Annotated in this window: 14 protein-coding genes and 1 pseudogene; 9 read left to right on the top strand and 6 right to left on the bottom strand. The window is 70.8% G+C overall.

Going from position 1 to position 23,397, the window contains the following annotated elements; genetic code table 11:
• Positions 1-108: 108 nt before the first annotated feature.
• Complete coding sequence (locus P8T65_RS34715; RefSeq protein WP_215454855.1) at positions 109-423, bottom strand: hypothetical protein; 315 nt, start codon at positions 421-423, stop codon at positions 109-111.
• 176 nt (positions 424-599) lie between these two features.
• On the opposite strand from P8T65_RS34715, the gene P8T65_RS34710 reads away from it, so the two are divergent.
• The 6 genes from P8T65_RS34710 (at position 600) to P8T65_RS34685 (ending at position 7,190) form a co-directional block, all read left to right on the top strand.
• Positions 600-959 carry an arsenate reductase family protein gene (locus P8T65_RS34710; protein ID WP_316729134.1) on the top strand — a complete coding sequence of 120 codons (360 nt, stop codon included), beginning with the start codon at positions 600-602 and terminating at the stop codon, positions 957-959.
• Between the two features lie 172 nt (positions 960-1,131).
• Complete coding sequence (locus P8T65_RS34705; RefSeq protein ID WP_316729133.1) at positions 1,132-1,821, top strand: hypothetical protein; 690 nt, start codon at positions 1,132-1,134, stop codon at positions 1,819-1,821.
• A gap of 336 nt (positions 1,822-2,157) precedes the next feature.
• Positions 2,158-3,189 (top strand): glutamine synthetase, encoded by a 1,032-nt coding sequence (gene glnII, locus P8T65_RS34700; RefSeq protein WP_215454860.1) that lies wholly within the window; start codon positions 2,158-2,160, stop codon positions 3,187-3,189.
• A gap of 390 nt (positions 3,190-3,579) precedes the next feature.
• On the top strand, positions 3,580-4,200 hold the full coding sequence (locus tag P8T65_RS34695; RefSeq protein ID WP_316729132.1) for a winged helix-turn-helix domain-containing protein: 621 nt from the start codon (positions 3,580-3,582) through the stop codon (positions 4,198-4,200).
• Positions 4,201-4,318: 118 nt separating this feature from the next.
• Positions 4,319-5,341: an NAD-dependent epimerase/dehydratase family protein gene (locus P8T65_RS34690; protein WP_316729131.1), complete on the top strand. Its 1,023-nt coding sequence runs from the start codon at positions 4,319-4,321 to the stop codon at positions 5,339-5,341.
• 301 nt (positions 5,342-5,642) lie between these two features.
• Entirely contained in the window at positions 5,643-7,190 is a 1,548-nt protein-coding gene (locus P8T65_RS34685) for a DUF1996 domain-containing protein (RefSeq protein ID WP_316729130.1), read from the top strand.
• Between the two features lie 102 nt (positions 7,191-7,292).
• Here the strand turns inward: P8T65_RS34685 and P8T65_RS34680 are convergent, their stop codons facing one another.
• Positions 7,293-7,748 (bottom strand): hypothetical protein, encoded by a 456-nt coding sequence (locus P8T65_RS34680; RefSeq protein ID WP_316729129.1) that lies wholly within the window; start codon positions 7,746-7,748, stop codon positions 7,293-7,295.
• A 115-nt stretch (positions 7,749-7,863) separates the two neighbouring features.
• On the opposite strand from P8T65_RS34680, the gene P8T65_RS34675 reads away from it, so the two are divergent.
• From P8T65_RS34675 to P8T65_RS34665, 3 genes are all read left to right on the top strand, one after another.
• Complete coding sequence (locus tag P8T65_RS34675) at positions 7,864-10,992, top strand: alpha-N-acetylglucosaminidase (RefSeq protein ID WP_316729128.1); 3,129 nt, start codon at positions 7,864-7,866, stop codon at positions 10,990-10,992.
• Between the two features lie 304 nt (positions 10,993-11,296).
• Positions 11,297-13,255, top strand: a complete 1,959-nt coding sequence (locus P8T65_RS34670) for a hypothetical protein (RefSeq protein ID WP_316731823.1) — start codon at positions 11,297-11,299, stop codon at positions 13,253-13,255.
• A gap of 98 nt (positions 13,256-13,353) precedes the next feature.
• Entirely contained in the window at positions 13,354-14,046 is a 693-nt protein-coding gene (locus tag P8T65_RS34665; protein ID WP_316729127.1) for a TetR/AcrR family transcriptional regulator, read from the top strand.
• 7 nt (positions 14,047-14,053) lie between these two features.
• Here P8T65_RS34665 and P8T65_RS34660 read toward each other — a convergent pair whose 3' ends face one another.
• From P8T65_RS34660 to P8T65_RS34645, 4 genes and pseudogenes are all read right to left on the bottom strand, one after another.
• On the bottom strand, positions 14,054-14,410 hold the full coding sequence (locus P8T65_RS34660; RefSeq protein ID WP_316729126.1) for a 5-carboxymethyl-2-hydroxymuconate Delta-isomerase: 357 nt from the start codon (positions 14,408-14,410) through the stop codon (positions 14,054-14,056).
• Positions 14,411-14,415: 5 nt separating this feature from the next.
• Entirely contained in the window at positions 14,416-16,023 is a 1,608-nt protein-coding gene (locus P8T65_RS34655) for a fused response regulator/phosphatase (RefSeq protein ID WP_316731821.1), read from the bottom strand.
• Between the two features lie 85 nt (positions 16,024-16,108).
• Positions 16,109-21,535: a pullulanase-type alpha-1,6-glucosidase gene (gene pulA / locus P8T65_RS34650; protein WP_316729125.1), complete on the bottom strand. Its 5,427-nt coding sequence runs from the start codon at positions 21,533-21,535 to the stop codon at positions 16,109-16,111.
• A 44-nt stretch (positions 21,536-21,579) separates the two neighbouring features.
• Positions 21,580-23,211: pseudogene (locus P8T65_RS34645) on the bottom strand (IS200/IS605 family accessory protein TnpB-related protein).
• Between the last annotated feature and the right edge of the window lie 186 nt (positions 23,212-23,397).

Below are 23,397 nucleotides of genomic sequence, written 5' to 3'. Positions count from 1 at the left end.
AGCTGTGAAGACCGAGGGGCGACCGCATCGTATGGACCCCGGACGGGCAGGACTAGGGCGATCTCCGGCCAACCCTGGCGGCCGGAGATCGCCCCTTTTCGCTCAGCCTCAGCGGCTGTAGCGCATCAGGGCCCGCACCATGTGGCACGTGGTGTCCGACGGCGGGTGCACCCCGATGACCTCCGCCGTGCTCCGGATCGTCTCGTTGCGCGCCTGGTTCGGCATGTAGACGCCGGAGTCGAGCAGGGCGATCGCGAGGCGCATGGCCTTCAGGCGCCGGTTGTGGGTGATGTACCAATCGCGCGGCCGGCCCGGCGGCAGCGTGTGCTTCACCACCGGCTCGTAGGGCAGGTCGAGCAGAACGGGGTGCTGGACGGTGGACTGGGTGGGCAGCGGCTTCGACTTCAGTGCGGCAGCGGGCAAGACATCCTCCTGTCGCGGTCTGGGCGCCGCCGGAGATCCCCCGTCGGCAACCCTCGAACACTGCTTCTATTTTACTACCCCCCACTGACAATCGCCCCTGGCCAGAAGGGATCTGACGGGTCCTGTGACAGGGGTGAGACACGGGTTCGCGGGCCCCGTTGGCTACGGTGGTCGGCATGGAGATCTGGATCAATCCGGCCTGTTCCAAGTGCCGTCGCGCGATCAGCCTGCTCGACGCCGAGGGCGCGGACTACACCGTCCGCCGCTATCTGGAGGACGTCCCGAGCGAGGACGAGATCCGTGCCGTACTCGACCAGCTCGGGCTCGAACCGTGGGACATCACCCGTACCCAGGAGGCCGCCGCCAAGGAACTCGGCCTCAAGGAGTGGGCCCGGGACGCCGAGACGCGCGACCGATGGGTCAAGGCGCTCGCCGAGCACCCCAAGCTCATCCAGCGGCCGATCATCACCGCGGACGACGGCACCGCGGTGGTGGCCCGCACGGACGACGCGGTACGGGACGCTCTGTCCAGTTGACTTGCTCCTCGGTCTCGCGGTTCCGGCAGCCGGGCTCTCAACCGTCGTGTGACGTGCGTTACTTGAGAGTTCGCTGTGACCGTTGAGTAGCTTCGTTCGGGATCTCGTACATAGCGGCGTACTCGTCCGATCCGGTGACCCGACGACGGTCCACCGGGAACAGGAGGCGCGCATGTCGCGTAGGAGAACGCTCAGCACGAAGAAGAAGGTCGCCCTGTTCGTGACCGCGGCGGCGGTGGCGGGAGGCGGGGCCTTCGCCATGGCGGCCACGTCGAACGCGGCGCAGTCCGCGGCGGATTCCAGTGTCTGCCGGGGGCTGGCCACCGCCCTCGGCAACAACGAGCGGTTCATCGCGGACCAGAAGGCGAACCCCGACGCCCAGTCGGCGGCCCGGATCGCCAACCGCGAGGCGGTCATCGCCCAGATCAAGGTCCAGCAGGGCGCGTCGGACTGCGTCGTCGGGGAGTCGGCTCAGGGCTCCCAGGCCGCGCAGCCCGCACAGCCGTCCGCGCCGGCCGCGGAGACCGGGGGGTCGGCTCAGGACCCCCAGGGCGACGAGGCCGCGGGCAACGCCGGCGGTGCGGACGCAGGGGACACGGGGAACGCCGGGGCCGGCGAGCAGGTCTGCAACGGCTCCACCGTCACTCTCTCCGGCGAGGGCGGCGCCCCGGCCGCCTCCAGCAACGAGTTCCCGGCGGGCACGAAGCTGCGGGTGACCAACCTGGACAACAACAAGTCCACCACCGTGGAGGTCACCTCCGTCTCCGGCAGTTGTGTGCTGCTGAACAACGCGGCCTTCGAACAGGTCCGGGAACCCGGCAAGTTCCTGATCCGCCGCGCGCTGATCGAGAAGGTGGGGTGACCCGGGACCGGACCGGCGGGGCGGACCCGCTCGTTACGGTGACGTGAAGGGCAGGCGATCGTCGTCCGGGGTGGCCGGGCACCGCGCGCAGCGGCGCCCGGCCACCCGCGCGTGCACGAACAGCGCGTCCACCGGGACCTGCCGGGTCCGGGCCGGCCGGGCGCGCCAGGGCGTGAATCGCGCCACAGAGTCACCAGGTAACACGGGGTTCACATTCGAGCAATGATCGGGAAATCGCAGGTTGACAGGCTGCCCGGCATCAGCGCGGCGTTTCAGTGCCGCAGCGCCGCAGCACCCGCACATGCGCCTAGTGACCCACCCCGAAGGATGTGTCCCGTGACCTTCAAGGCTGAGTACATCTGGATCGACGGCACCGAGCCGACGGCCAAGCTCCGCTCCAAGACCAAGATCATCGCGGGTGAGCCCGCCGGTCTGGACGCGCTGCCGATCTGGGGCTTCGACGGGTCCTCCACCAACCAGGCCGAGGGGCACTCCTCGGACCGTGTGCTCCAGCCGGTCTTCACCTGCCCGGACCCGATCCGCGGCGGCGACGATGTCCTCGTGCTCTGCGAGGTCCTCAACATCGACATGACGCCGCACGAGTCCAACACCCGTGCCGCGCTGCGTGAGGTCGCCGAGAAGTTCGCCGCGCAGGAGCCGATCTTCGGCATCGAGCAGGAGTACACGTTCTTCCAGGACGGCACCCCGCTCGGCTTCCCCAAGGGCGGCTTCCCGGCCCCGCAGGGCGGCTACTACTGCGGTGTCGGCGCCGACGAGATCTTCGGCCGTGACATCGTCGAGGCCCACCTGGAGAACTGCCTGACCGCCGGTCTCGGCATCTCCGGCATCAACGCCGAGGTCATGCCCGGCCAGTGGGAGTTCCAGGTCGGTCCGCTGGCGCCGCTGGACGTCGCCGACCAGCTGTGGGTGGCCCGTTGGCTGCTCTACCGCACCGCCGAGGACTTCGACGTCGCGGCCACCCTCGACCCCAAGCCGGCCAAGGGTGACTGGAACGGCGCCGGTGCGCACACCAACTTCTCCACGAAGGCGATGCGCGAGGGCTACGACGCGATCATCACCGCGTGCGAGTCGCTGGGCGAGGGCTCGAAGCCGCTCGACCACGTCAAGAACTACGGCGCCGGCATCGACGACCGTCTGACCGGTCTGCACGAGACCGCCCCGTGGAACGAGTACTCCTACGGCGTCTCCAACCGCGGTGCCTCGGTCCGTATCCCGTGGCAGGTCGAGAAGGACGGCAAGGGCTACATCGAGGACCGCCGTCCGAACGCCAACGTCGACCCGTACGTCGTGACGCGCCTGATCGTCGACACCTGCTGCACCGCGCTCGACAAGGCCGGCCAGGTCTGATCCACCCCGCTGCTCCTGGAGGGCGCCCACCGTCACGGTGGGCGCCCTCCGGCGTTGTCGGTGGGGCGTGCGACCGTGGGGACATGAGGCGTCCAAGCAGTGAGAGGAGGCTCCTGCGACGGGCGTGTGTCTGCTTCAATGGGGCCATGGCCAGCTTCCAGAACCGACGTGCGACGGGTCGCCATGACCTCGAGCCCTTCTGGCCTTCCCGTCAGCACCACGACTTCGACCGGGTGTGTTGCCGCGCGATGAACGCGCCGGCTCTCTAAAGCCGTACACCCCGGCCTTCGGTCGGCGCGGAACGACGTACGCCCCTCGGCGGGTCCCGACCACGAACTCGGTCGCCGAGGTCTCCCGGACGAACTTCTCGTGCGAAAGAGCTGACCTCTCATGGCGAACACCCGTTCTCTGTCGACCGCCACCCCGCTGACCGCCGCGCCGGGCTCCGCCCCCGTGGCCGTCCCCTCCCCCGGGCCCGCACCACGCCACCGGCTGCGTGCCGTGGGCCGGGACGAGGTCGTGGACCTCACCGACTTCCTGCCGCCGGGCGCCACCTGGCTGCCCGCGCCCCAGCACACCCTGCCCGCGCTGCCGGGCCGGCCGCCGATGGTCGGCTACCTGGTGCTGGTGCCGGCCGACCGGCAGCCGCCGCTACTGCCGTTCGCGGTCGCGGACGACACCGCTTCGGCCTCCGCCTCCGCTTCCGTCGAGGTCGGGGACGAACTCGTCCACGTCGACACCGCGCAGCGCACCGCGCGCGTCGACGGGCGGCCGCTCGACCTCACCTACCTGGAGTTCGAACTCCTCGCCCATCTGGTCGCGCACCCCCACCGGGTGCACACCCGGGACCAGTTGGTCACCACGGTCTGGGGCTACGGGCATGTGGGCGACGGACGGACCGTCGACGTCCACATCGCCCGGCTGCGCCGCAAGCTCGGCGCGGAGTTCCGCCAGGCGATCCAGACGGTCCGACGGGTCGGGTACAAGTACACGCCGCCGCTGGGCCGTTGACGGCGGGTCTGCGCCTCGGGGCCCGATGGGTCTCCTGAGCGTGGATCTCCCGAGAGCGGATCTTCTGAGAGCAGATTTCCGTGCCATGGCGGCTGCCCTGCGGGCAGAGTTCGGCGGTATGAGACTTCTGATGCTGGGAGGTACGGAGTTCGTGGGCCGCGCCGTCGTGGAGTCGGCGCTGGCCCGCGGCTGGGAGGTGACCGTCTTCCACCGGGGACGGCACGCACCTCCGGCCGGGGTGCGGTCGTTGCTGGGCGACCGCACCGCACCGGACGGGCTCGCGGCGCTCGTCGAGGCCTCCACCGCCGGTTCCGGCTCCGGCGGGGGCGGGTGGGATGTCGTCGTCGACACATGGTCGGCGGCGCCGCGAGCCGTCCGGGACACCGCGCGGCTGCTGGCCGACGTGGCCGAGCGGTATGTGTACGTGTCGAGTTGCTCGGTGTACGCCTGGCCCCCGGCCGCCGGCTACGACGAGGCGGCGCCCGTGGTGGAGGGCGCGTCGGCCGACGCGGGGCAGACGGACTACGCCCGCGACAAGCGGGGCGGCGAGCTCGCCGCGGTCGAGGCGTTCGGTGCCGACCGGTCGCTCCTGGTGCGCTGCGGGCTGATCCTCGGGCCGTACGAGAACATCGGCCGGTTGCCCTGGTGGCTCAACCGGGTCGCCCGGGGCGGCCCGGTCCTGGCGCCCGGTCCCCAGGACCTCCCCCTGCAGTACGTCGACGTCCGCGATCTCGCCGACTGGATGCTCGACGCGGCGGAGCAGAGGTTGAGCGGCCCCTACAACCTGGCCGGTCCCCCGGGCGCGGCCACCATGGGCGCGCTGCTCGACGCCTGCGTACGGGCGACCGGCGGACCGGCCGAACTCCGTTGGACCGCACCGGAGTTGATCCTCGACGCTGGGATAGCGCCGTGGACGGGACTGCCGGTGTGGGTGTCCGAGGGGAGCGACCTGCACGACGCGCTGCACCGGGCGGACGTGTCACGGGCCATGCGGGACGGACTGCGCTGCCGGGACGTGACGGAGACCGTGCGGGACACCTGGGAGTGGCTGACGGGGCTCGGCGGGGTCGCCCCGCACCGGCCCGACCGGCCTCCGGTGGGTCTGGACCCGGCGGTGGAGGCGAGGGTGCTGGGTCTCTAGGAGCGGGTGCGGTTCGGCGGCAGAACGGGCAATCGGCTCGCGGGCGGCGGTTCTCGCGTATCTTGACCAGGGCCGCCGAAACGATCCCTTCACGGACCCCGCCAGGGGACTTCACCGCGCACACCGCGTAGACGGGCGACAACTCCTGGTATTTCGTGGGGTGTTGAAACCACTTTGTCCCACGGATCTCTCAGCAATTTCTGAGTCGTCTGAACACTCCTGGGACTCGCCGCGTATGTGATGGAGCCGCTTCACTCCTGTCGGGCGCCTCGATGCCCCGCAAGGAAGTCAGAGGAGTTCCATGGGACGCAACACACGCAAACGACGTTCGCCGCTGGCCGTCCGGGCCATCGCCGCATCCGCGGCGCTCGCGGTCGCGGGCGGCGGCCTGGTCTGGGCGAACTTCTACGCCTCAGCGGGCGAGTCGAAGTCCGGGCAGAACAGCACGCTGGCCTCCGCTCAGGTGGCCACGATCGACTGCCCGGACGTCGGTCAGAAGCTGACGAACGTGCCCGAGAGGGCACGCAAGGGCGTCGCCAAGGAGCTGGCGCTGCTGGACCAGCAGATCACCGAGGCCTACAAGCGTCTCGCTGACACGCGCCAGGCCCAGGCGGGAGACGCCGGCTTCGTCAACAACGCCATCATCGGCCCGCTCAAGTCCAAGCGAGTGGCCACCCTCGACCGGATCGGCATCAACATCCGGAACGCGGGCGGGCAGGCTCCGCAGGGCATGGACCAGCTCGCCGGCTGCAAGGGCGTCGCCGACCCGAACCAGACCAACGCGGGTGGCGGCCAGGGCCAGGGCGGCAACAACGGCGGCCAGGGCCAGAACCAGGGCGGCGACGGTCAGAACCAGGGCGGTGACGGCCAGGGTCAGAACCAGGGCGGTGACGGCCAGGGCCAGGGCCCGGTCGCCAACGGTCCGGTCGCGGCCGACTTCCAGGACATCACCCAGGTCCAGCCGAACGGCGGCCCGAAGGGTGTGAACGGAAACGGTCTCGCCGCGAACGGCAACGGCGGTTCGACGGGCAGCTTCACCACCAGCTGTGGCACCAACTCGAACGACAACCACAACTCGGACAACATCATCGTGGCTCCGGGTGTCGACAACGGCGCGCAGCACACGCACGACTACGTCGGCAACCAGAACAACAACGCCTTCACCAGCGACCAGCAGTTCCTCCAGGCCGGCACCAGCTGCCAGAACCAGGGCGACAAGTCGTCGTACTACTGGCCGGTGCTGCGTCTGCAGGACGGTACGCAGGAGTTCGACGCGAACGACCTCGGTGGCGGCGCGGAAGGCAACATCGGCAAGATCCTCGAGGCCAGCCAGGCGGAGCTGAAGTTCGTCGGCAACAAGAAGGGCAATGTCGTCGCGATGCCGCAGGCCCTGCGCATCATCACCGGTGACGCCAAGGCCTTCAACAACGGCCTCGCCAACGCCAACACCAACTGGAGCTGCACCGGCTTCGAGGACCGGCAGCTGACGGACAAGTACCCGATCTGCCCCGAGGGCAGCTCCGTGGTACGGACGTCCTTCTTCCAGAGCTGCTGGGACGGCCAGAACATCGACAGCGCGAACCACCGCACCCACGTGGACTTCGTCGAGGCGGACGGCAGCTGTCCCAACGGTTTCCAGGCCATCCCCCAGCTCCAGGCCCGTCTGGTCTACGACGTTCCGGCCCCGCAGATCCAGAACGGACAGGTCGTGAACCCGTTCGCGGTGGACGGCTTCCCGACCGAGCTGCACAAGGCGATCACCGACCACAACGACTTCATCAACTTCTTCGACGAGAACACGATGAAGCAGATGGTCGACTGCATCAACAGCGGTCAGGACTGCCAGTAGTCCTGAACCGGTCACCAGTCACCTGAAGCGGTGATGAGGAAGCCGGCGGTGGATCCATCACCGCCGGCTTTCGTCGTCCCCCGGGGCCGCGGGCCCGCGCGGTCAGCCCTCGTGACTGCCGCTCTTGTTGTGGCTGCCACCGGGGTTCATGTGCTCGGACCCCTCCTGCAGCTCCCCGCCGAGCGTGCCCTGCAGCCCGGAGACCGTCGTCTCCTTCCCGATGGCGACCCACTTGCGGCCGACGAGGTAGTAGCCGCCGTAGTCCTTGGCAGCCGCGAGCCACTCAGCCTGGCCGCGATCGGTGGCGAAGGTCGCGAGGACGAACTTGTCATCGAACTCGCCGTCGCTGTTCTTGCAGACTGCCTGGCGGATCGTGTCCTCGTCCGTCTGCATGTCCGGCTTGCAGCCCACCTCGCCCGCGATGTGCTCCAGCGTCCCGGTCGCCGTCTTCGGCACGGCGGCCTCGGTGTCGTCGCCCGAGCCGCAGCCGGTCAGCAGCAGCAGAGCGGCGACCGTGCCGGCCGCGCTCCCCGCAAGGCTCTTCCTCGTCAAACTCATCCGTACCTCCGCGTCCATTCCGGCGACGTGAACTCGCCAGCTCCGTGCGCACCGTTGTTCACGGACGGTCGCCCAGTTAGCGTGCCGCCACTGTCGACACAGGGGGCACACAGACATGAACAGTCCGTCGCGACGCACGGTGCTGGGCTCGGCCGGTGTCATCGGCCTCGGAACCTACCTGCCGTGGTCGGCCCCGGCCCACGCCGCAGGGAGCCCCGGCGAGGGCCCCGTCTTCGATACGGCTCCCGCGCGCTCCGCGCTCAATCGGCTGCTGCCCGGCCACGCCGGACAGTTCCGGCTCAGTCTGCTCGACCGCAGCGGCACCGTCGACCGCTTCCGGGTCACGGGCACCACCGGAAGCATCCGGGTCCGGGCCACGACTCCCGCCACGCTGCTCATGGGCGTCCACTGGTACCTCAAGTACGTCTGCGGGGCGCACCTCGCCTGGAACGGCAGCCGGCTCGACCTTCCCAAGCGCCTCCCCGCACCCGCCCGCCCCCTGGAGAGATCCACCGCGCTCCCCCACCGCTTCGCGCTCAACGACACCAACGACGGCTACACCGCCCCGTACGCGGACTGGTCGTACTGGGAGCACCAGATCGACCTGCTGGCGGCGCACGGCTGCAACGAGGTGCTGGTCATCTCGGGGATGGAGGCCGTCTACCACCGGCTGCTGAAGGACTTCGGCTACTCCGACGAGGAGTCCCGGGCCTGGCTGCCCGCGCCCTCGCACCAGCCCTGGTGGCTGCTGCAGAACCTCTCCGGCTACGGCGGCCCCCTCTCCCCCGAGCTGATCGCCCGCCGGGCGGCCCTCGGCCGGCGGATCACCGACCGGCTGCACGAACTGGGCATGTCGCCGGTGCTGCCCGGCTACTACGGGCACGTGCCCAAGGAGTTCGTGGCACGCAACGGCGGTGACGCGCACGTCGTCCCGCAGGGCATCTGGCACGGCTTCGAACGCCCCGACTGGCTCGACCCGCGCACGGACACCTTCGCCCGGGTCGCCGCCTCCTTCTACAGGCATCTGGAGGACGTGTACGGGGAGGCGTCCCACTTCAAGATGGACCTCCTGCACGAGGGCGGCACGGCCGGCGACGTGCCGGTGCCGGACGCCGCACAGGGCGTGGAGAAGGCCCTCCAGAAGGCCCACCCCGGCGCCACCTGGGTGATCCTCGGCTGGCAGGAGAACCCGCTGCCCGCACTCCTGGACGCCATCGACCGGTCGAAGATGCTGATCGTGGACGGCGTCTCCGACCGCTACACCAGCGTCACGAACCGCGAACGCGACTGGGGCGGCACCCCGTACTGCTTCGGCACGATCCCCAACTTCGGCGGCCGTACGACCATCGGGGCCCGCGCCCACCTGTGGAACGACAAGTTCTTCGCCTGGCGGGACAAGGCGGGCAGCGCGCTGGTGGGTACGGCGTTCATGCCGGAGGCCACCGATCGCGACCCCGCGGCCTTCGAACTCTTCTCCGAACTGGCCTGGACGCCGAAGAAGATCGACCGGGCGGCCTGGTTCTCCTCGTACGCCGACTTCCGCTACGGCGGCCGCGACGCGAACGCCCGCAGGGCGTGGCAGGCGCTGCACGACACCGCCTACCAGCAGCGGGCCGTGGAGCGCAGCGACCCGCACGACTCCCTGTTCTGCGCCCGCCCCGACCTGGCCGCGGACCGGGCCGCCGAGTACGCGCCGAGGACCCTGACGTACGACCCGGGCCGCTTCGACGCGGCCCTCGCCGGGCTGCTGGGCGTCGCGGACGTGCTGCGCCGCAACCCGGCGTACCGGTACGACGTGGTGGACGTGGCCCGGCAGGCGCTCGCGCACCGCAGCCGTCAGTATCTGCCCCAGCTGCGGGCGGCCTACCGACGGGGCGACCTGGCGACCTTCCGTGCGCTGTCCACGCTCTGGCTGCGGCTGATGCGGCTGTCGGACGAGGTCACGGGGACGAACACGGCGTTCCTGCTCGGTCCGTGGGTGAACGACGCGCGGCTGATGGCCACGAACGACGCCGAGCGGGCGGAGTTCGAGCGGACGGCGAAGGTGCTGATCACGGTGTGGGGCGGGCGGGCCACGTCCGACACGGGGAATCTGCACGAGTACGGCAACCGGGAGTGGAACGGTCTCATGGCCGACTTCTACGTGCCGCGCTGGCAGAAGTGGCTGGACTCGCTGGAGGACGCGCTCGTCACGGGGACCTCTCCGGCGGCCGTGGACTGGTTCGCGTTCGAGGAGCCGTGGACACGGGAGCGCAAGGACTATCCGGCGCGGCCGGTGGGGGACGCGTACCGGGCGGCGGTGCGGGTGCGGGACGTGCTGGCGCGGGCGCCGTACCAGGGGTCGCTGACCGTCACGGCCGAGCCGCCGGTGCTGCCGCCTGGCGGGAGCGCGCGGCTGTCGGCGGTCCTGCGCAACGTCAACGGGCTGCGGGCGACCGGGCGGGTGGACTTCGCCCTCGGCGGTTTCGCCGGGACGGCCGAGCCGGAGGGTCCGACATCGTTGGCGAGCGTCGCTGCGGCGGGCTCGGGGACGGTGCGCTGGCGCGCGGACGCGCCGGACGTTCCGCTCGACCGGCCGTTGCGGCCGCTGCCGTACACGGTCACGGCGAAGTACGGGCCGCGCGGCGAGAAGCGGGTCGAGGGGCGCTTCGACGGAACGCTCTTCGAGGCGGGCCCGCTGGCCGCCGGGTGGCGGACATACACCAACAACGGGGCTGTCTTCGGGCAGTTGGGCAGCCGCTTCGGGATCGACGGGGGCGGGGCGGACCTGTGGCGGGGGACGACGGAGTTCGGGTCCGTCTACCGGGCGGGGGCCCTGCGCGACGGTACGTCCGTCACGCTCCGGGTCGACTCCCAGGCGGCGACCGGGAACTGGGCGCGGGCGGGGATCGTGGTGCGCAACAGTCTCGGTACGGCGAGGGCGGCGGGGTTCCTGAATCTGGCGGTCACTCCGGCGAACGGGGTGGTGCTGTCGTACGACAGCACGGGGGACGGGACGCTCGACACGTATCGGCGGATCACGGGGGTGAAAGCACCGGTGTTGTTGCGGCTGCGGCGGACGGGGGTGGGGGCGTACACGGGGGAATGTTCGGTCGATGACGGGGTGAGCTGGCGGGTGGTGGCTTCGGTGGGGGTGCCGGGGGCGGTGGTCCGGGGGCAGGATGTGGGGATCTTCATGAGTGCGACGAACGGGGGGAGCGGGGTTCGGGGGTTGGTCGAGTTCAGTGGGTGGTCGCTCACCTGACCTTTTCTCGCCCCCGCCTCCCCTACCCGTCCCATCCCAGGGGCTGCGCCCCTTTGACCCCCATCCGCGGGTCCGGTGGGGGCTGGTCGCGCAGTTCCCCGCGCCCCTTGAGGGCCTACGGCCGCTCAGGGGCGAAAAGCACGGGCGAAGCCCCTGCTTTTCAGGGGCGCGGGGAACTGCGCGACCAGCCCCACTCACCCGCACCCCGCCCACGAGACACGCACCTCCACCCCCCTGGGCGCACCGGCCGACCCCAGTGGAGCGGTGTGGTGACCATCGGACCATTCCGCTCGTTCTGTTGAACGTGCAGTCACAGGATGTCGCCCCGCGCCCCACAGCTTCCCGCGCTCAGGAGTCGGTCGTGGACGTCGAGCAGGCGGAGGCCGCGCTCGTCGAGCACTATCCGCGTCTGGTGCGGCTCGCCTACCTGACGTTGCCGTCGAGCCTGGGCCGGAACCGTCGTGTGCTGACGGCGCACGCGCTGACGCAGCGGGCGCTGCCGAGGGGGCGCGCGTCGGCCTCCCTTATCCCGGCCCAGGCGACGGGCACGGGAACCGTGGCGGGGCGGGAGCGCAATCCGGGGTACGCCTATGTCCGGCTCCAGGTGGTCCGCACCGCCCTGGAGGCCGGACTCCCGCTGCGGCGCAGGGCGTGGCCGAAGCGGTCCCAGTTGCCCCCGCTGCTCCCGCGCGTGTGGGGGCTGCGGCTCTTCCCCCGCTCGGGCGGCGCCGACGAACTGGCCCTGGACCAGCGGCTGTCGGCGCTCTCCGGACCGGCTCGGGCCGCCTATGTCCTGCGGGGCCTGGAGAGGCTCCCGGACCCGGCGGTCCGCACGCTCCTGGAAGAGGCCGGGGTCGGTGATCCGGCGGCCGCGCTGCGGGAGGCCGACTCGGTGCCGACGCAGCAGCAGGCACTGCTCCTCTCCCCCGAGTACGACCCCTGTTCGCTGCACGCCCGCCCCACCGATCTGGTGCGCCGCCGCCAGCACACGAAGGCCGCGCTGGCCGCGACGGCCGCCGTGGCGGTGTGCGGGGCGTTCCTCGGCCTGCCCGGGGACGGGTGGGGCCCGGACGGCGCGGCGGCACCGTCGTACGCGCGCAACCCAGCGGCCCAGGCGGCCCTGGATCCGGGCAGGTTGACGACGGCGACGGCCACGGCGTGGCGGGCGACGGGGCGAGCCGACTTCACCACCTGGCCCGCGCGCGGCGATCTCGTCAAGGACAAGGCCCTGTTGCGGCGGGCGCTCGCCGTGTGGGCCCGGCCCGGTGAGTCCGTGCAGGTCGCGGTCACCCTCGGCACGCAGGCCGGTCCCCCGCCCGGCCCGCCGCAGCTGCTGTACGCGGGCGAGGTCGACAACCTCCGGGTCGTCCTGCTCCACGACGGCCTGCGGATCGCCCGGTACGCGGAGCCCCTCGACGATCCGGGCATGGCGGCCCTGGACCTGACCCGGGTGGACGGGGCGACCGGCGCCGGCGCGAGCGCCCTGGTGCTGGGCCGGGTCGACGGCAACGTCCGCTATCTGACGGCGCCTTGGGTGCGCGAGGCGGCCGTACGGGAACTGGCGAAGGCCGACGGCGGGGTGCGGAGGCTGGCGCTGGCGAAGGACGGGACGACGGCTCCGTTCGCGAGTCCGGCGGTGCGTGCCGGGAAGTGCGAGTCGTGGGACGTGCTTCAGCTGACCGATGCCGAGGGAGGTACGCGGCTGCTGAGCGATCTGGCCGAGGTGATTCCCGCGCATCTCACCGTCGGCCGGCCGTCCCGCGCGCCCGCCCGTGACGCGTCCGCCGCTCCCGAGGTCTGGGCGCCCTTCGCCTGTTCCCTCGCCGCCGTGCGGTCGCAGGGGGTGCGGAGCGTCAACGCCTGGCGGTTCGCGCGCCAGCCGTTGCCCGACGGCAGTGGCACGGCCGACTGGGTGTGCACCCGCGCCGAGACCTGGCGGGGCGCGGGCACCCGGGCGATGACGCAGTTCGTCACCCCGGCCGGCGCGTATGTCACGGCCGCCGCCGACGAGGTGCCCGTCTGCGGGCCGGCCGACCCCCATGTCCTCGCCGGCGGCCCGTGGAAGTCCGCGGCCGGTGTCTCCTATCTGCTGGCCGCCGGGAGCAGGGACACCGTCTCCGTGGAACTGGGCGGCGGGGCGAGCGGATCGGCGCAGGGCAACCTTCTCGCCGTAGCGGTCGAGGAGGGCGCGCGGGCGGAGTTGACGGGCACGCTGGCGAACGGCCGGAAGATCAGCACGCTTCAGCCCGCCCGGACCCAGTGAGGCGAGGCCGGTCGGCGACAGACCGGTGACCGGATGGGTCGAACGCCTATACGCTATCCAGCCGATGAACGGCTGGAATCGATCGGTAAGGTGTTCGTATGCGAACCGGTGTGCGCCGCAGGATGGGTGTGGAGGAGCGGCGGCAGCAGTTGATCGGGGTCGCCCTCGAACTGTTCAGCCGGCGCTCGCCCGACGAGGTCTCCATCGACGAGATAGCCTCGGCGGCGGGTATCTCCCGTCCACTCGTCTACCACTACTTCCCCGGCAAACTCAGCCTGTACGAGGCCGCGTTGAAGCGTGCCTCCGACGATCTCGCGAACCGTTTCGTGGAACCCCGGGAAGGTCCGCTCGGCGCCCGGCTGCTCCGTGTCACGCACCGGTTCTTCGACTTCGTCGACGAACACGGCCCCGGGTTCTCGGCCCTGATGCGGGGTGGCCCGGCCGTCGGCTCGTCCCGTACCAACGCCCTCGTCGACGGCGTACGGCAGGCCGCCTATGTCCAGATCCTTTCGCATCTGGACGTCGACGCCCCGCCGGCCCGGCTCGAACTCGTCATCCGCTCCTGGATCTCGCTGGCCGAGTCCACGGCCCTCATCTGGCTGGACGGCCGCCGTATCCCGAGACAGGAACTGGAGATCCAACTCGTCCACGGCTTCGCGGCCCTGGCGGCCGTGAGCGCGGCGCAGGACGCGGAGATGGCGGACCTGCTCCGCGGCATGCTCGCGAACGAGCCGCACGACGGCCCGTTCAGCGACCTCGCGGGCCGCCTGGTGGCTCTGGCCCGCGGCTGATCCTCCCCTAGACGTCGAACTTCCGGTACGACGGATCGAGGTCCCGTACCTCCGCCGACGCGTGGAACGCCAACCCCTCCCCCACCTTCACGTGCTCCCGCAGCAGTTCCAGCACGTTCTCCGCCAGCGTCACCTTGGTCTCGTCGGTCCGGCCCGCGAGCAGCCCGAGCGTGACGTGGACGATCGCGTGACCGTCGGTGTCGGGCCCGACGACCGTGTCCTCGGTGGCCCGGAACTGCGTCTTGCAGGCCGCCGGCTTCGCAGCGGCCGTCCGCACGACCTCGTCGTGCAGGGCCTTGGCGAACGCGGGCCGGTCGAAGCCCTCGGAGAGGACGGCGGAGTAGTCAACAGTGATCTGCGGCATGAGGGTCACCCTAACCGCAGCCGTAACGCCAGCATCGCGATGTCGTCCTCCCGGTCCTGGCCGAAGCAGTGCAGCAGGGTGTCGCACAGCGCGACCGTCCCGGTCGGCGCGTCCGCGGCGGCGGCCCGCAGTTGCTCCAGGGAGAGCGACAGGTCGATGCCCCGGGTCTCGACGAGCCCGTCCGTGACCATGAGCAGCCGGTCCGTCGGCCACAGCACCGTCTCCGTGGGCTCGGGCCGTTCGAGGCCGAGCCCGAGGAGGGGGCCAGCGGCCTTCACATAGGCGGCCTCGCCGGAGTCACGGACGATCAACGGCGGGATGTGGCCCGCGTTGGCGATCCGCACCCGCTCGCTGCCCGGATCGACGAGGGTCAGACAGACCGTGGCGGTCACGTCCGGGTGGTAGTGCTGGAGCATCCGGTCGAGCCGGTGGGCGAGCGCCGCCGGGTCGGACTGCTCCACGCAGTAGGCGCGCAGGGCGTGCCGGATCTCCACCATCACGGTGGCCGCTTCCAGGGAGTGCCCCACGACGTCGCCGACAGCGGTGAGGACGCCGCCTGGAGTGGACAGTGCCGCGTAGAAGTCGCCGCCGATCTCGGTCTGCCGGGAGGCCGGCACGTACCGGACGACGACTTCCAGGCCGGGGAACTCGGGCACCCGCTTGGGCAGGAAGCTGTGCTGGAGGGTGAGCGCGACATGGCGCTCGACCTGGTACATGAGCAGGGGTTGCGCGGCCAGCGCGGTGGCCTGGGCGAGGCGGGCGACCAGGCCCGTGGTGTCGGAGGCCGTGCCCCGGGTGCTGTGCACGGGTGTGGCGACGCAGACGAGCGTACCGCTCTCGGTGCGGGCGAGGGCGAGACGGGCGTCCTCGGTGACGCCGGGCCGGAAGAACCCGGCGGGCCACAGGGGCGCGGGGACGACCGTGTCGTGCGGGCGGGGGTCGCCGTCGGTGACGCGGCGGATGAGCCGGGCCACGGCGTCGTGCGCGCCGGCGTCGGGGAGGGTGGTGCGGGCGCGGGCCCGGGAGGTGCCGCTGTAGAGGTGGCCGTCCTCCCCGAGCACGAACACGGCGGCGGGCGACCGGGTGAGCCGGGCGGCTCCCTCGGCGGCGGCCCCGGCCAACTCCTCCAGGGTGCGGGCGGCCTGGACGTCGACGATGGTCTCGGAGAGCAGCGTGAGCCGTCGTACGAGGGCCTCGGCGCCGGTGCGCATCCGGGCGCCGCGGACGGCGGCGCGGACGACCGCCTGGATCTCCTCCGGTTCGGCGGGGACCGTCAGATAGGCCTCGCCGCCCGCGTCCAGGCCCCGGCAGCGGTCGCTGGGGGCGACGGCCGCGGCGAAGAAGTGCACGACGGGCAGGGCGGCCGTCGGGGACTGTGCCTTGAGCCGGCGGCAGAGTTCGAACCCGCTCATGTCGGGGAGGCCGACGTCGACGAGGGCCACGTCCGGCAGGACGCCCGAGCGCAGCCGCACGTCGAGCTCGGTGAGGGCCTCACCGGCGCTGGCGACGGGGACGACACTGTGTCCGGCTCTGCGCAGCACCGCACCCATCGCGTACCGGCTGGCGGCGGCGTCGTCGACCACCAGGACCGTGGTGCTTGCTTCGTCGGCCATCAGGCTCATGAGGCTCTCGTCGTCGCCGGCGCACGGATGGTGCGGACCGGATCCTCGCTCCGGCCGCACCACCCAAGCTAGCGTCCTACCGGCCGGATCGTGCGAAGACCGCCACGGTCCGTCCCGGAACGACGAAGGTCCCCGATTCCGCTTCGTACGACGCCGTACGGACGATAGGGTCCGCCCCGGACGCCTGCGCCTGGTGCAGCGCGTACGCCGTCCCGGCCAGGTCGTCCACGGTCTGCTTCCGCTCCTCGGGGGTGGCGTTGAAGACGACGACGAGGTCACCGAGTTCCATGGTGATCACGCCCGGGGTCTCGTCCTTCCCCGACAGCGGGAACGACAGCTTCGACTGGACCTGTCCGGTCGTGTCGAGGGAGAAGACGTCCTCCGTCGTACGGATCCTCAGCAGGTCGCGGTAGGCGGCCGAGGCGCCCTCGATCTGCTCGCAGCCGACCTTCACCATGCTCAACAGGGGCTTGGCGTAGGGCCACTTGGACTGGTTGTCGGCCGCGAGGGGCAGGCCACGGCCGAAGCCGTTGCCGTCCCGGCAGTCCCAGTGGATCGCGTTGAACCAGTCGCCGCTGTCGTAGGAGTTGCGGTCCAGGGACTTGGACCGCAACAGGTCGGTGCCCGCCTGGGAGAGTGCCGGGCCCTGCGAGAGGACGGCCGTCGCCATCGCGAGGACCTGCATACGGGCCCGGTGGGCGGCGTTCGTCGAGGCCGGCAGCTTGAAGGCGAGCGCGTCGAACAGCGACTCGTTGTCGTGCGCGTCGACGTAGGCGAGGGCGTCGCCGGGGGCGTCCGCGTATCCGGCGGGGGCCCCGTTGTAGTCGACCTCGGAGCCCTTGACCTCCTTGCCGTCGGTGTCGGTGAACCGGTAGTTCGCGAGGTTGCCGCTCAGGCCGACCTTGATGAGGTCCTGGTAGTGCAGCAGCCGGGCCTTCTGCTCGGCCGGGGTGCCGTTGTCCTCGGAGGAGTTGGGCTCGGTGTGCAGACCGGAGGCGAAGCCCTGGACGCCCGGGTCCTCGTCGAAGGGGCCGCCGCCGCGCACGGCGTCACGGGCCCGGTCGGAGAAGGTGGCGATGCCCGTCCCCGCCATGTTCTTCTGGGTGGCCTGGACGAAGCGGGCGTCGTCGGCGACCTCGCCGAAGTTCCAGCCCTCGCCGTAGAGGATGATCCGCTTCCCGTCGACGCCGTCCTTCTCGATCGTGAGCGCGTCGAGGGCCTTGCGCACCGCCAGGATGTTGGCCTTCGGGTGGTGCCCCATCAGGTCGAAGCGGAACCCGTCGACCTTGTACTCCTTGGCCCAGGTGACCATGGAGTCGACGACCAGCTTGCCCATCATGGTGTTCTCGGGCGCGGTGTTGGCGCAGCAGGTGGAGGTGGCGACCGAACCGTCGGCGAGGAGCCGGTGGTAGTAGCCGGGGACGACCTTGTCGAGGACGCTCTTGTCGGCCTGGCCGCTGGCGGGGGTGTGGTTGTAGACGACGTCCAGCACGACCCCGAGGCCGTCGTCGTTGAGGGCCCGCACCATCCTCCGGAACTCGACCGTGCGCCGTGTCCCGTCCGGGTCGGTGGCGTACGAGCCCTCCGGGACGGTGTAGTGGTACGGGTCGTAGCCCCAGTTGAACGCGTCCTTGGCCGCGACCTTCGCCACGCACTCCTGCTGCTTGTCGGAGTCGGCGGCGTAGGAGCCGAGGTCGCAGTCGACGGTCGCCTGGTCGGCCTTCCTCTCGGGGATGGTGGCGATGTCGGCGACGGGCAGCAGGTGCACGTACGACGTCCCGGCCTTCGCCAGTTCCCGCAGGTGCTTGGAGCCGGTGCTGCCCTTGTCGGTGAAGGCGAGGTAGGTGCCCTTGTCCTTCGCGGGCACGGTGCCGTCGCCGATCGAGAAGTCCCGGACGTGCAGCTCCTGGATCTGCGCGCCCTTCAGCGGTACGGCCTTCGGCTTGGTGTACGACGACCAGCCGCTCGGCGCCAGGGAACTGTCCGCCAGGTCGACGACGAGGCTGCGCTCGGAGTCGGCGGTCAGGGCTACGGAGTACGGGTCGGTGACCTTGTTGGTGACGAGCTCGCGGACGCTGGGCGCCCACACCTTCACGACGTACCGGTAGGGCTTGTTCTTCCAGGACCTCTCCCCCGTGACGGACCAGACGCCGGTGGTGTCGTCCCGCTTCATGGGGAGGGTCCTCCCGTCGAGTTCGAGCTGCACCGACTGTGCCGTGGGGGCCCAGACGGCGAGCGTCGGACGGCCCTTGCGGAACGTCGGGCCGAGGTCGGCGGCCGATCCGTCGTAGAGGTCGTCGAGCACGCCGGCGATCTGGACGCCCGTCGCCGCGAGCACGGCGCCGTTGGCCGCGCGCTGGGAGGCGACCAGCTGGCCGCGCAGGGCCGCACGGACCCGGTCGCGGTCGCGCGGGTCGACGGTCCACGCGGTGTACGCCTTCAGGTGCGGGAACTTCGCCTTCTGGGCGTCGGTCAGGGCCGACCTGTTCAGCCGCAGCCATCGCTCGTCGGAGCTGGTGAGGGCGCCGTCCTTCGCCGTGATCGAGCCGGAGCGCGAGTACAGCAGCTGGGTGGAGGCAGCGGTGTCGTTGCCGTTCCAGGCGAGAGTGTCGCGGTCGATCCAGATCGCCTTGGAGGTGGTGAGGTCGAGGGCGGCGGCGGAACCGGCCGGCTGCGGGAGCAGGTACTTCTCCTGACCGTTCAGCAGCCACACCTCGTGTCCGTCGGTCCTGAGGTCGAGTGCCTGGTCGGTGGGGAGGTCCTTCTCGTCGCCCTTGTGGATGATGTAACTGAGGCTGGTGGCCCCGTCGGTGAGGGGCACCTCGAAGACGGCGCCGTAGGCGTCGGTCCGCACCGGCTCCAGGGGCTTGGCCCAGTCCGTGGGGTGCGCGGCGCCGGACCAGACGTGCAGGCCCCAGCCGTCGTAGTCGCCGTCGGCGCGGTGGTAGTGGAGGACGGCCTCGGTCTTGTCCTGCTCGGGGTAGTCGCCGGCCGGCTTCTCGGTCCGCACGGCCTCCTTGCCCTGCTCGACCCAGATCTCGCCCGTCCTCGTCACGTCGATCGAGCGGTCGGCGGAGACGTCCTTGGTGCCGTCCTTGTCGATGACGAGGTAGTTGACGCTGGTGGCACCGGGCTTGAGCTTGACGTACGCGAAGGCGCCGTACGCGTCCCGCCCGATGAAGTCATGCCCGTCGGGCCAGGTGGTCCCCTCGCCCTCGGCGATGTCGCCCCAGGCGTACAGCCGCCAGTCGGTGTAGTCGCCGTCGGCGCGCTTGTAGTGGACGATCGCGTGGTCGCGCGAGGAGGCGGTGGGGACCTCGGGAGCGGGTGGGGTGCCCGTGGTGGAGGTCGCGGTGGCGCTCGCCGTACGTCCGGTTCGGTCGATCACCACTGCTTTGTACCGCAATGCGGTGCCGGTCGGAACGTCCTCGCCGAGGGTCTGGGTGACCTTGTAGGGGGCGTGGTCGGCGGAACCCAGCGTCTTCCACTTGCCGTTGCCGACCTGGGCGGCGAAGACGACCCGGTTGAGCTGTCCGCCGTCCACGTCCGCGCCGATCTCGACCGTGCCGGTGGCGCCGGTGGCGGGGGCGTCGAGCGTGAGGGACGGCTTGGTGGCGGGCTTCGCGAGGGAACGGGCGGCCTTGAGGACGATCGCCGAGCGGGCCGGGACGGTGACGGTGACCTTCTTGTCCGCGGCGCTCGTCACCTTGCCGTCGGTGCCGTGGACGCCCTTGAAGGGCATGCGTGCCGAACCGGTCGCGAAGGTGGCCGACTCGGCCTCGGCCGCGTTGTTGAAGGCGACGACGTACTCGGTGCCGGTCGCGGCGTCCGTCCGCGAGAAGGCGTACACGCCGGCCCCGTCGGCCGCGTAGCGCTCGGTCTGGACGCCGTCGGCGAGGGCCGGGTGGGCCTTGCGGAGCCCCGCGAGCGCGCTGATCTGCCGGTAGAGCGGCGCACCTGTGTCGTACGCGTCCTCGGCGTGCGTGCGGTCCGTGCCGAGCAGGTCGTCGTCCAGGTAGTCGGCGGTCTTCGAGGCGAACATCGTCTGGCGGGCGTCCTTGTCGCCGCCCGCGCCGGTGAAGCCCTGCTCGTCGCCGTAGTAGACGACGGGGTTGCCCCGGCTGAGGAACATCAGCTCGTTGGCGAGCCTGTCCTTGGCGAGCAGTTCGGTGTCGGACGCCTCGGGGTCGTCCTGCTTCAGGAAGGTCCCGATGCGGCCCATGTCATGGTTGCCGAGGAACGTGACCTGCTCGTAGGCATTGGCCTTGTCGGTCGTGTACTTGTAGTCGTCCCCGAAGACCGACGCCAGCTTCTTCGCGCTGCCGCCCTGGGAGGCGTACGACCGTGCCGCGTCCTGGAAGGGGAAGTCGAGTGTGGAGTCGAGGCGGCCCTGGGTGACGTACGGGGAGGTCACGGCGGTGTCGGCGGAGTAGACCTCGCCGAACATGAAGAAGTCGTCGCGGCCCTTCTTCGCGGCGTACGCGTCGAGCGCGGTGGCCCACTGCGTCCAGAACTCCATGTTCACGTGCTTCACGGTGTCGATCCGGAAGCCGTCGATGTCGAAGTCCCGCACCCACTTCTCGTAGATCTTCTCCATCCCGGAGACGACCTCGGGGCGTTCGGTCCACAGGTCGTCCAGCCCGACGAAGTCGCCGTACGTGGCGGACTCGCCGGCCCAGGTGGAGTCGCCCCGGTTGTGGTACATCGTCGGGTCGTTCAGCCAGGAGGGGACCTTGGTCTTCTTCTCGGCGGCCGGGACGACGGGGGTGCGGGGGAAGGAGTGCCGGTCGACGGACGGGAAGTTCTTCCTGCCGTCCGCGTAGTCCGCGTCGTCGAAGGGCTTCCCGTCCTCGGTCAGGTAGGGGAAGGCGCCCTTGGAGAGGTAGTCGTAGGATTTCTCGTCGTAGTCGACGACGTCGGCGGTGTGGTTGGTGATGACGTCGAAGAAGACCTTCATGCCCTTGGCGTGCGCCTTGGAGATCAGGGTCTGAAGGTCCTTGTTGGTGCCGAAGTGCGGGTCGACCTGGGTGAAGTCCGTGATCCAGTAACCGTGGTAGCCGGCGGAGGCGTCGGCCCCCGTCCCCTGCACGGGCCGGTTCTTGAAGATCGGGGCCATCCAGATGGAGGTGGTGCCGAGGCCCTTGATGTAGTCGAGCTTCTTGGTCAGGCCCTTGAGGTCACCGCCCTGGTAGAAGCCCTTGTCGGTGGGGTCGTAGCCGGTGGCGAGGCGCGAACCGGTCAGCCCGCCCTTGTCGTTCGCCCTGTCCCCATTGGCGAAACGATCCGGCAGGACGAAGTAGAACTGCTCGCGGGTGAGGTCGTGACGTGCGGCGCTCTTCGCCAGCTTCGCGTCGGACGGGGGTGCGGGCGGTGTGGCGGCCCCGGCGGCCAGGGGCTGGACGAGCGCCGCGGTCAGCGCGGTCACGGTGACCGCGCCGACCACGGCGGTCCGTCCGGCGCGGGTTGTTCGGCGCCTCGACGGCGTCGGCCATCTCGGTATCACAGATGGGCTCCTTGCGATGACGGCTCTGGTGGGTCCGACCGTTCCTAAAGACCGAGCGGGAGTGAGTCCTGTTGCCAGGTCTCATGCTCGGCCGAACGCCCCGGACGGTGTTGGGCGTTCTGGTTGCCCGCGTTCGCTCCGCGTCCGGGCGGCACGGATCGTGTCCGTGGTCCGGGGATGCGGGGGCGGGTTTCCTCACGCCCGGGAACACCTGGTCGGGCCTGGACGGTCCGATGCCCCACCACATCTCTCCGGTGCCGTGGGGGCGGTGCCGTCCGTCGCCGGACCGGGTGTTGCTGGGCGCGCCTTCCGATCGCCACGGCAGCAGCCTCATGGCGAGTGGTCTTACGTGTCGTGGTGGTGAGGGACTTCTGCCAGTGCTGAGCGCCCCACTTCGAGGTGTAGGCCGGGTCAACCGCGATGACGGCGACCCCCGTGGCGTCGGCCATCGAGGCCAGCCGGGCGCGGAGTCTGCCGGTGGGCATGCCGGAGACAAGCTGCCGGAAACGTGTGCGGCGGCCGTGCTTCTCCCGGGTCTTCTCGGCGGTGAAGTCCAGGTCCTCGACCGCGATCGCCTTCACACCGCAGGCGCGGGCCCAGTGCAGGAGGCGGGTCAGGGCGTGGCGGACCTGGGCGTCACGGTGCTGGGCGGTGCCGGTCAGATCGTAGGAGAAGCGGCGCGGGCTGCCGGTCGGGTTGCCGTGAGTGTCCAGGCGCCAGGCGGCCAGGTGGTCGGCGTTCATGTCGACACCGATCACCCCGTGGGCGAGCGCGGCCTCGATCGGGAGGGTGGGGGTGGGTGGGATCTGCCAGGACGCGGTCAGGTACCAGCGGCCACGGCCGGTGTCCAGGTGGACGCGGTAGGCGATGGCCCGATCGGCTACGACGCGGTCCGCCCAGTCACCGTCCCGGTGCGCGAACGCGACCCGGCCGGTGAGGACGTACCGTCCGTGCGGGGCGTTCGCCAGATACACGAGCGGCGCGGGCAGTTTGATACTGACCTCGCCCTCGGGGCTGATGCGGATGGTCTCGTTGCCGTAGCGCTTGCCGGACTCCCCGTCCGCCTGGCAGAACCAGCGCTCCGCCTCCCACCGCCCACGCCACGCGGACTCCGTCAGCCCGGCCTCCTCCAGATGGCGCCGGGTACGGGCCAGGCGCTTGCCGCCCCGCACCACGTGCACGATCCCGGCCTCCCGGTCGGCCCTCGCGACAGTCAGCCGGTCCCGCAGCACCCGCAGCCGCCGCGACTTCGCATGCCACTCCCGTCGCGACCGGTAACCCCCCGGCGCCTTCCGCGTCCCCTTCTGCCCGACCGGCAGCGCCAGCCGGGCTTCGATCGTGCGGATCCCCGCTTCCAGATTCTGGATGTGCGCGAGCTGGCAGCGACGGGCGAGCGCCCACTGGTCGTGCGTGGCCTTGGTGATACTGCCCGCCCACCGCGACGACGACAGCGGCGTCAGCTCCCGCTTACGCACCGCCCACGCCTGCCCGGAATGCTCCAGACCGTCCCAGCAGCGCGCCTTGAGATCCTTCGAGGCCAGCGACCCCCGATGCCCGCCCACCAGACGCAGCACCTTCTCATCACCCGACGTCAGCTGCTTCAGACGCGTGCGGACAGCCACACCGGACGGCCCGGACGCGACGAACGGCGCCGCAATGCTCCGCAGCTCACCCACCCCGCCACCTCCGCCAGGCCCGACTCGAATACACCGTCGCCCTGGAAACGAGCACCACCCATGAAGGTCACGCATTCGATGAGAGAACGTCAGTTCTCCACCGAAAACCGGCATCACAAGCCAGGTGTGCGGCTCGACACAGGCCATCCACACTCACCCCCGCTCACCCGAACACTCTTGAACCAC

The sequence above is a fragment of the Streptomyces sp. 11x1 genome (assembly GCF_032598905.1).
Taxonomy (GTDB): domain Bacteria; phylum Actinomycetota; class Actinomycetes; order Streptomycetales; family Streptomycetaceae; genus Streptomyces.
Note: the sequence above shows the minus strand (reverse complement) of the source record. Positions and strands in the feature narration are given on the sequence as shown.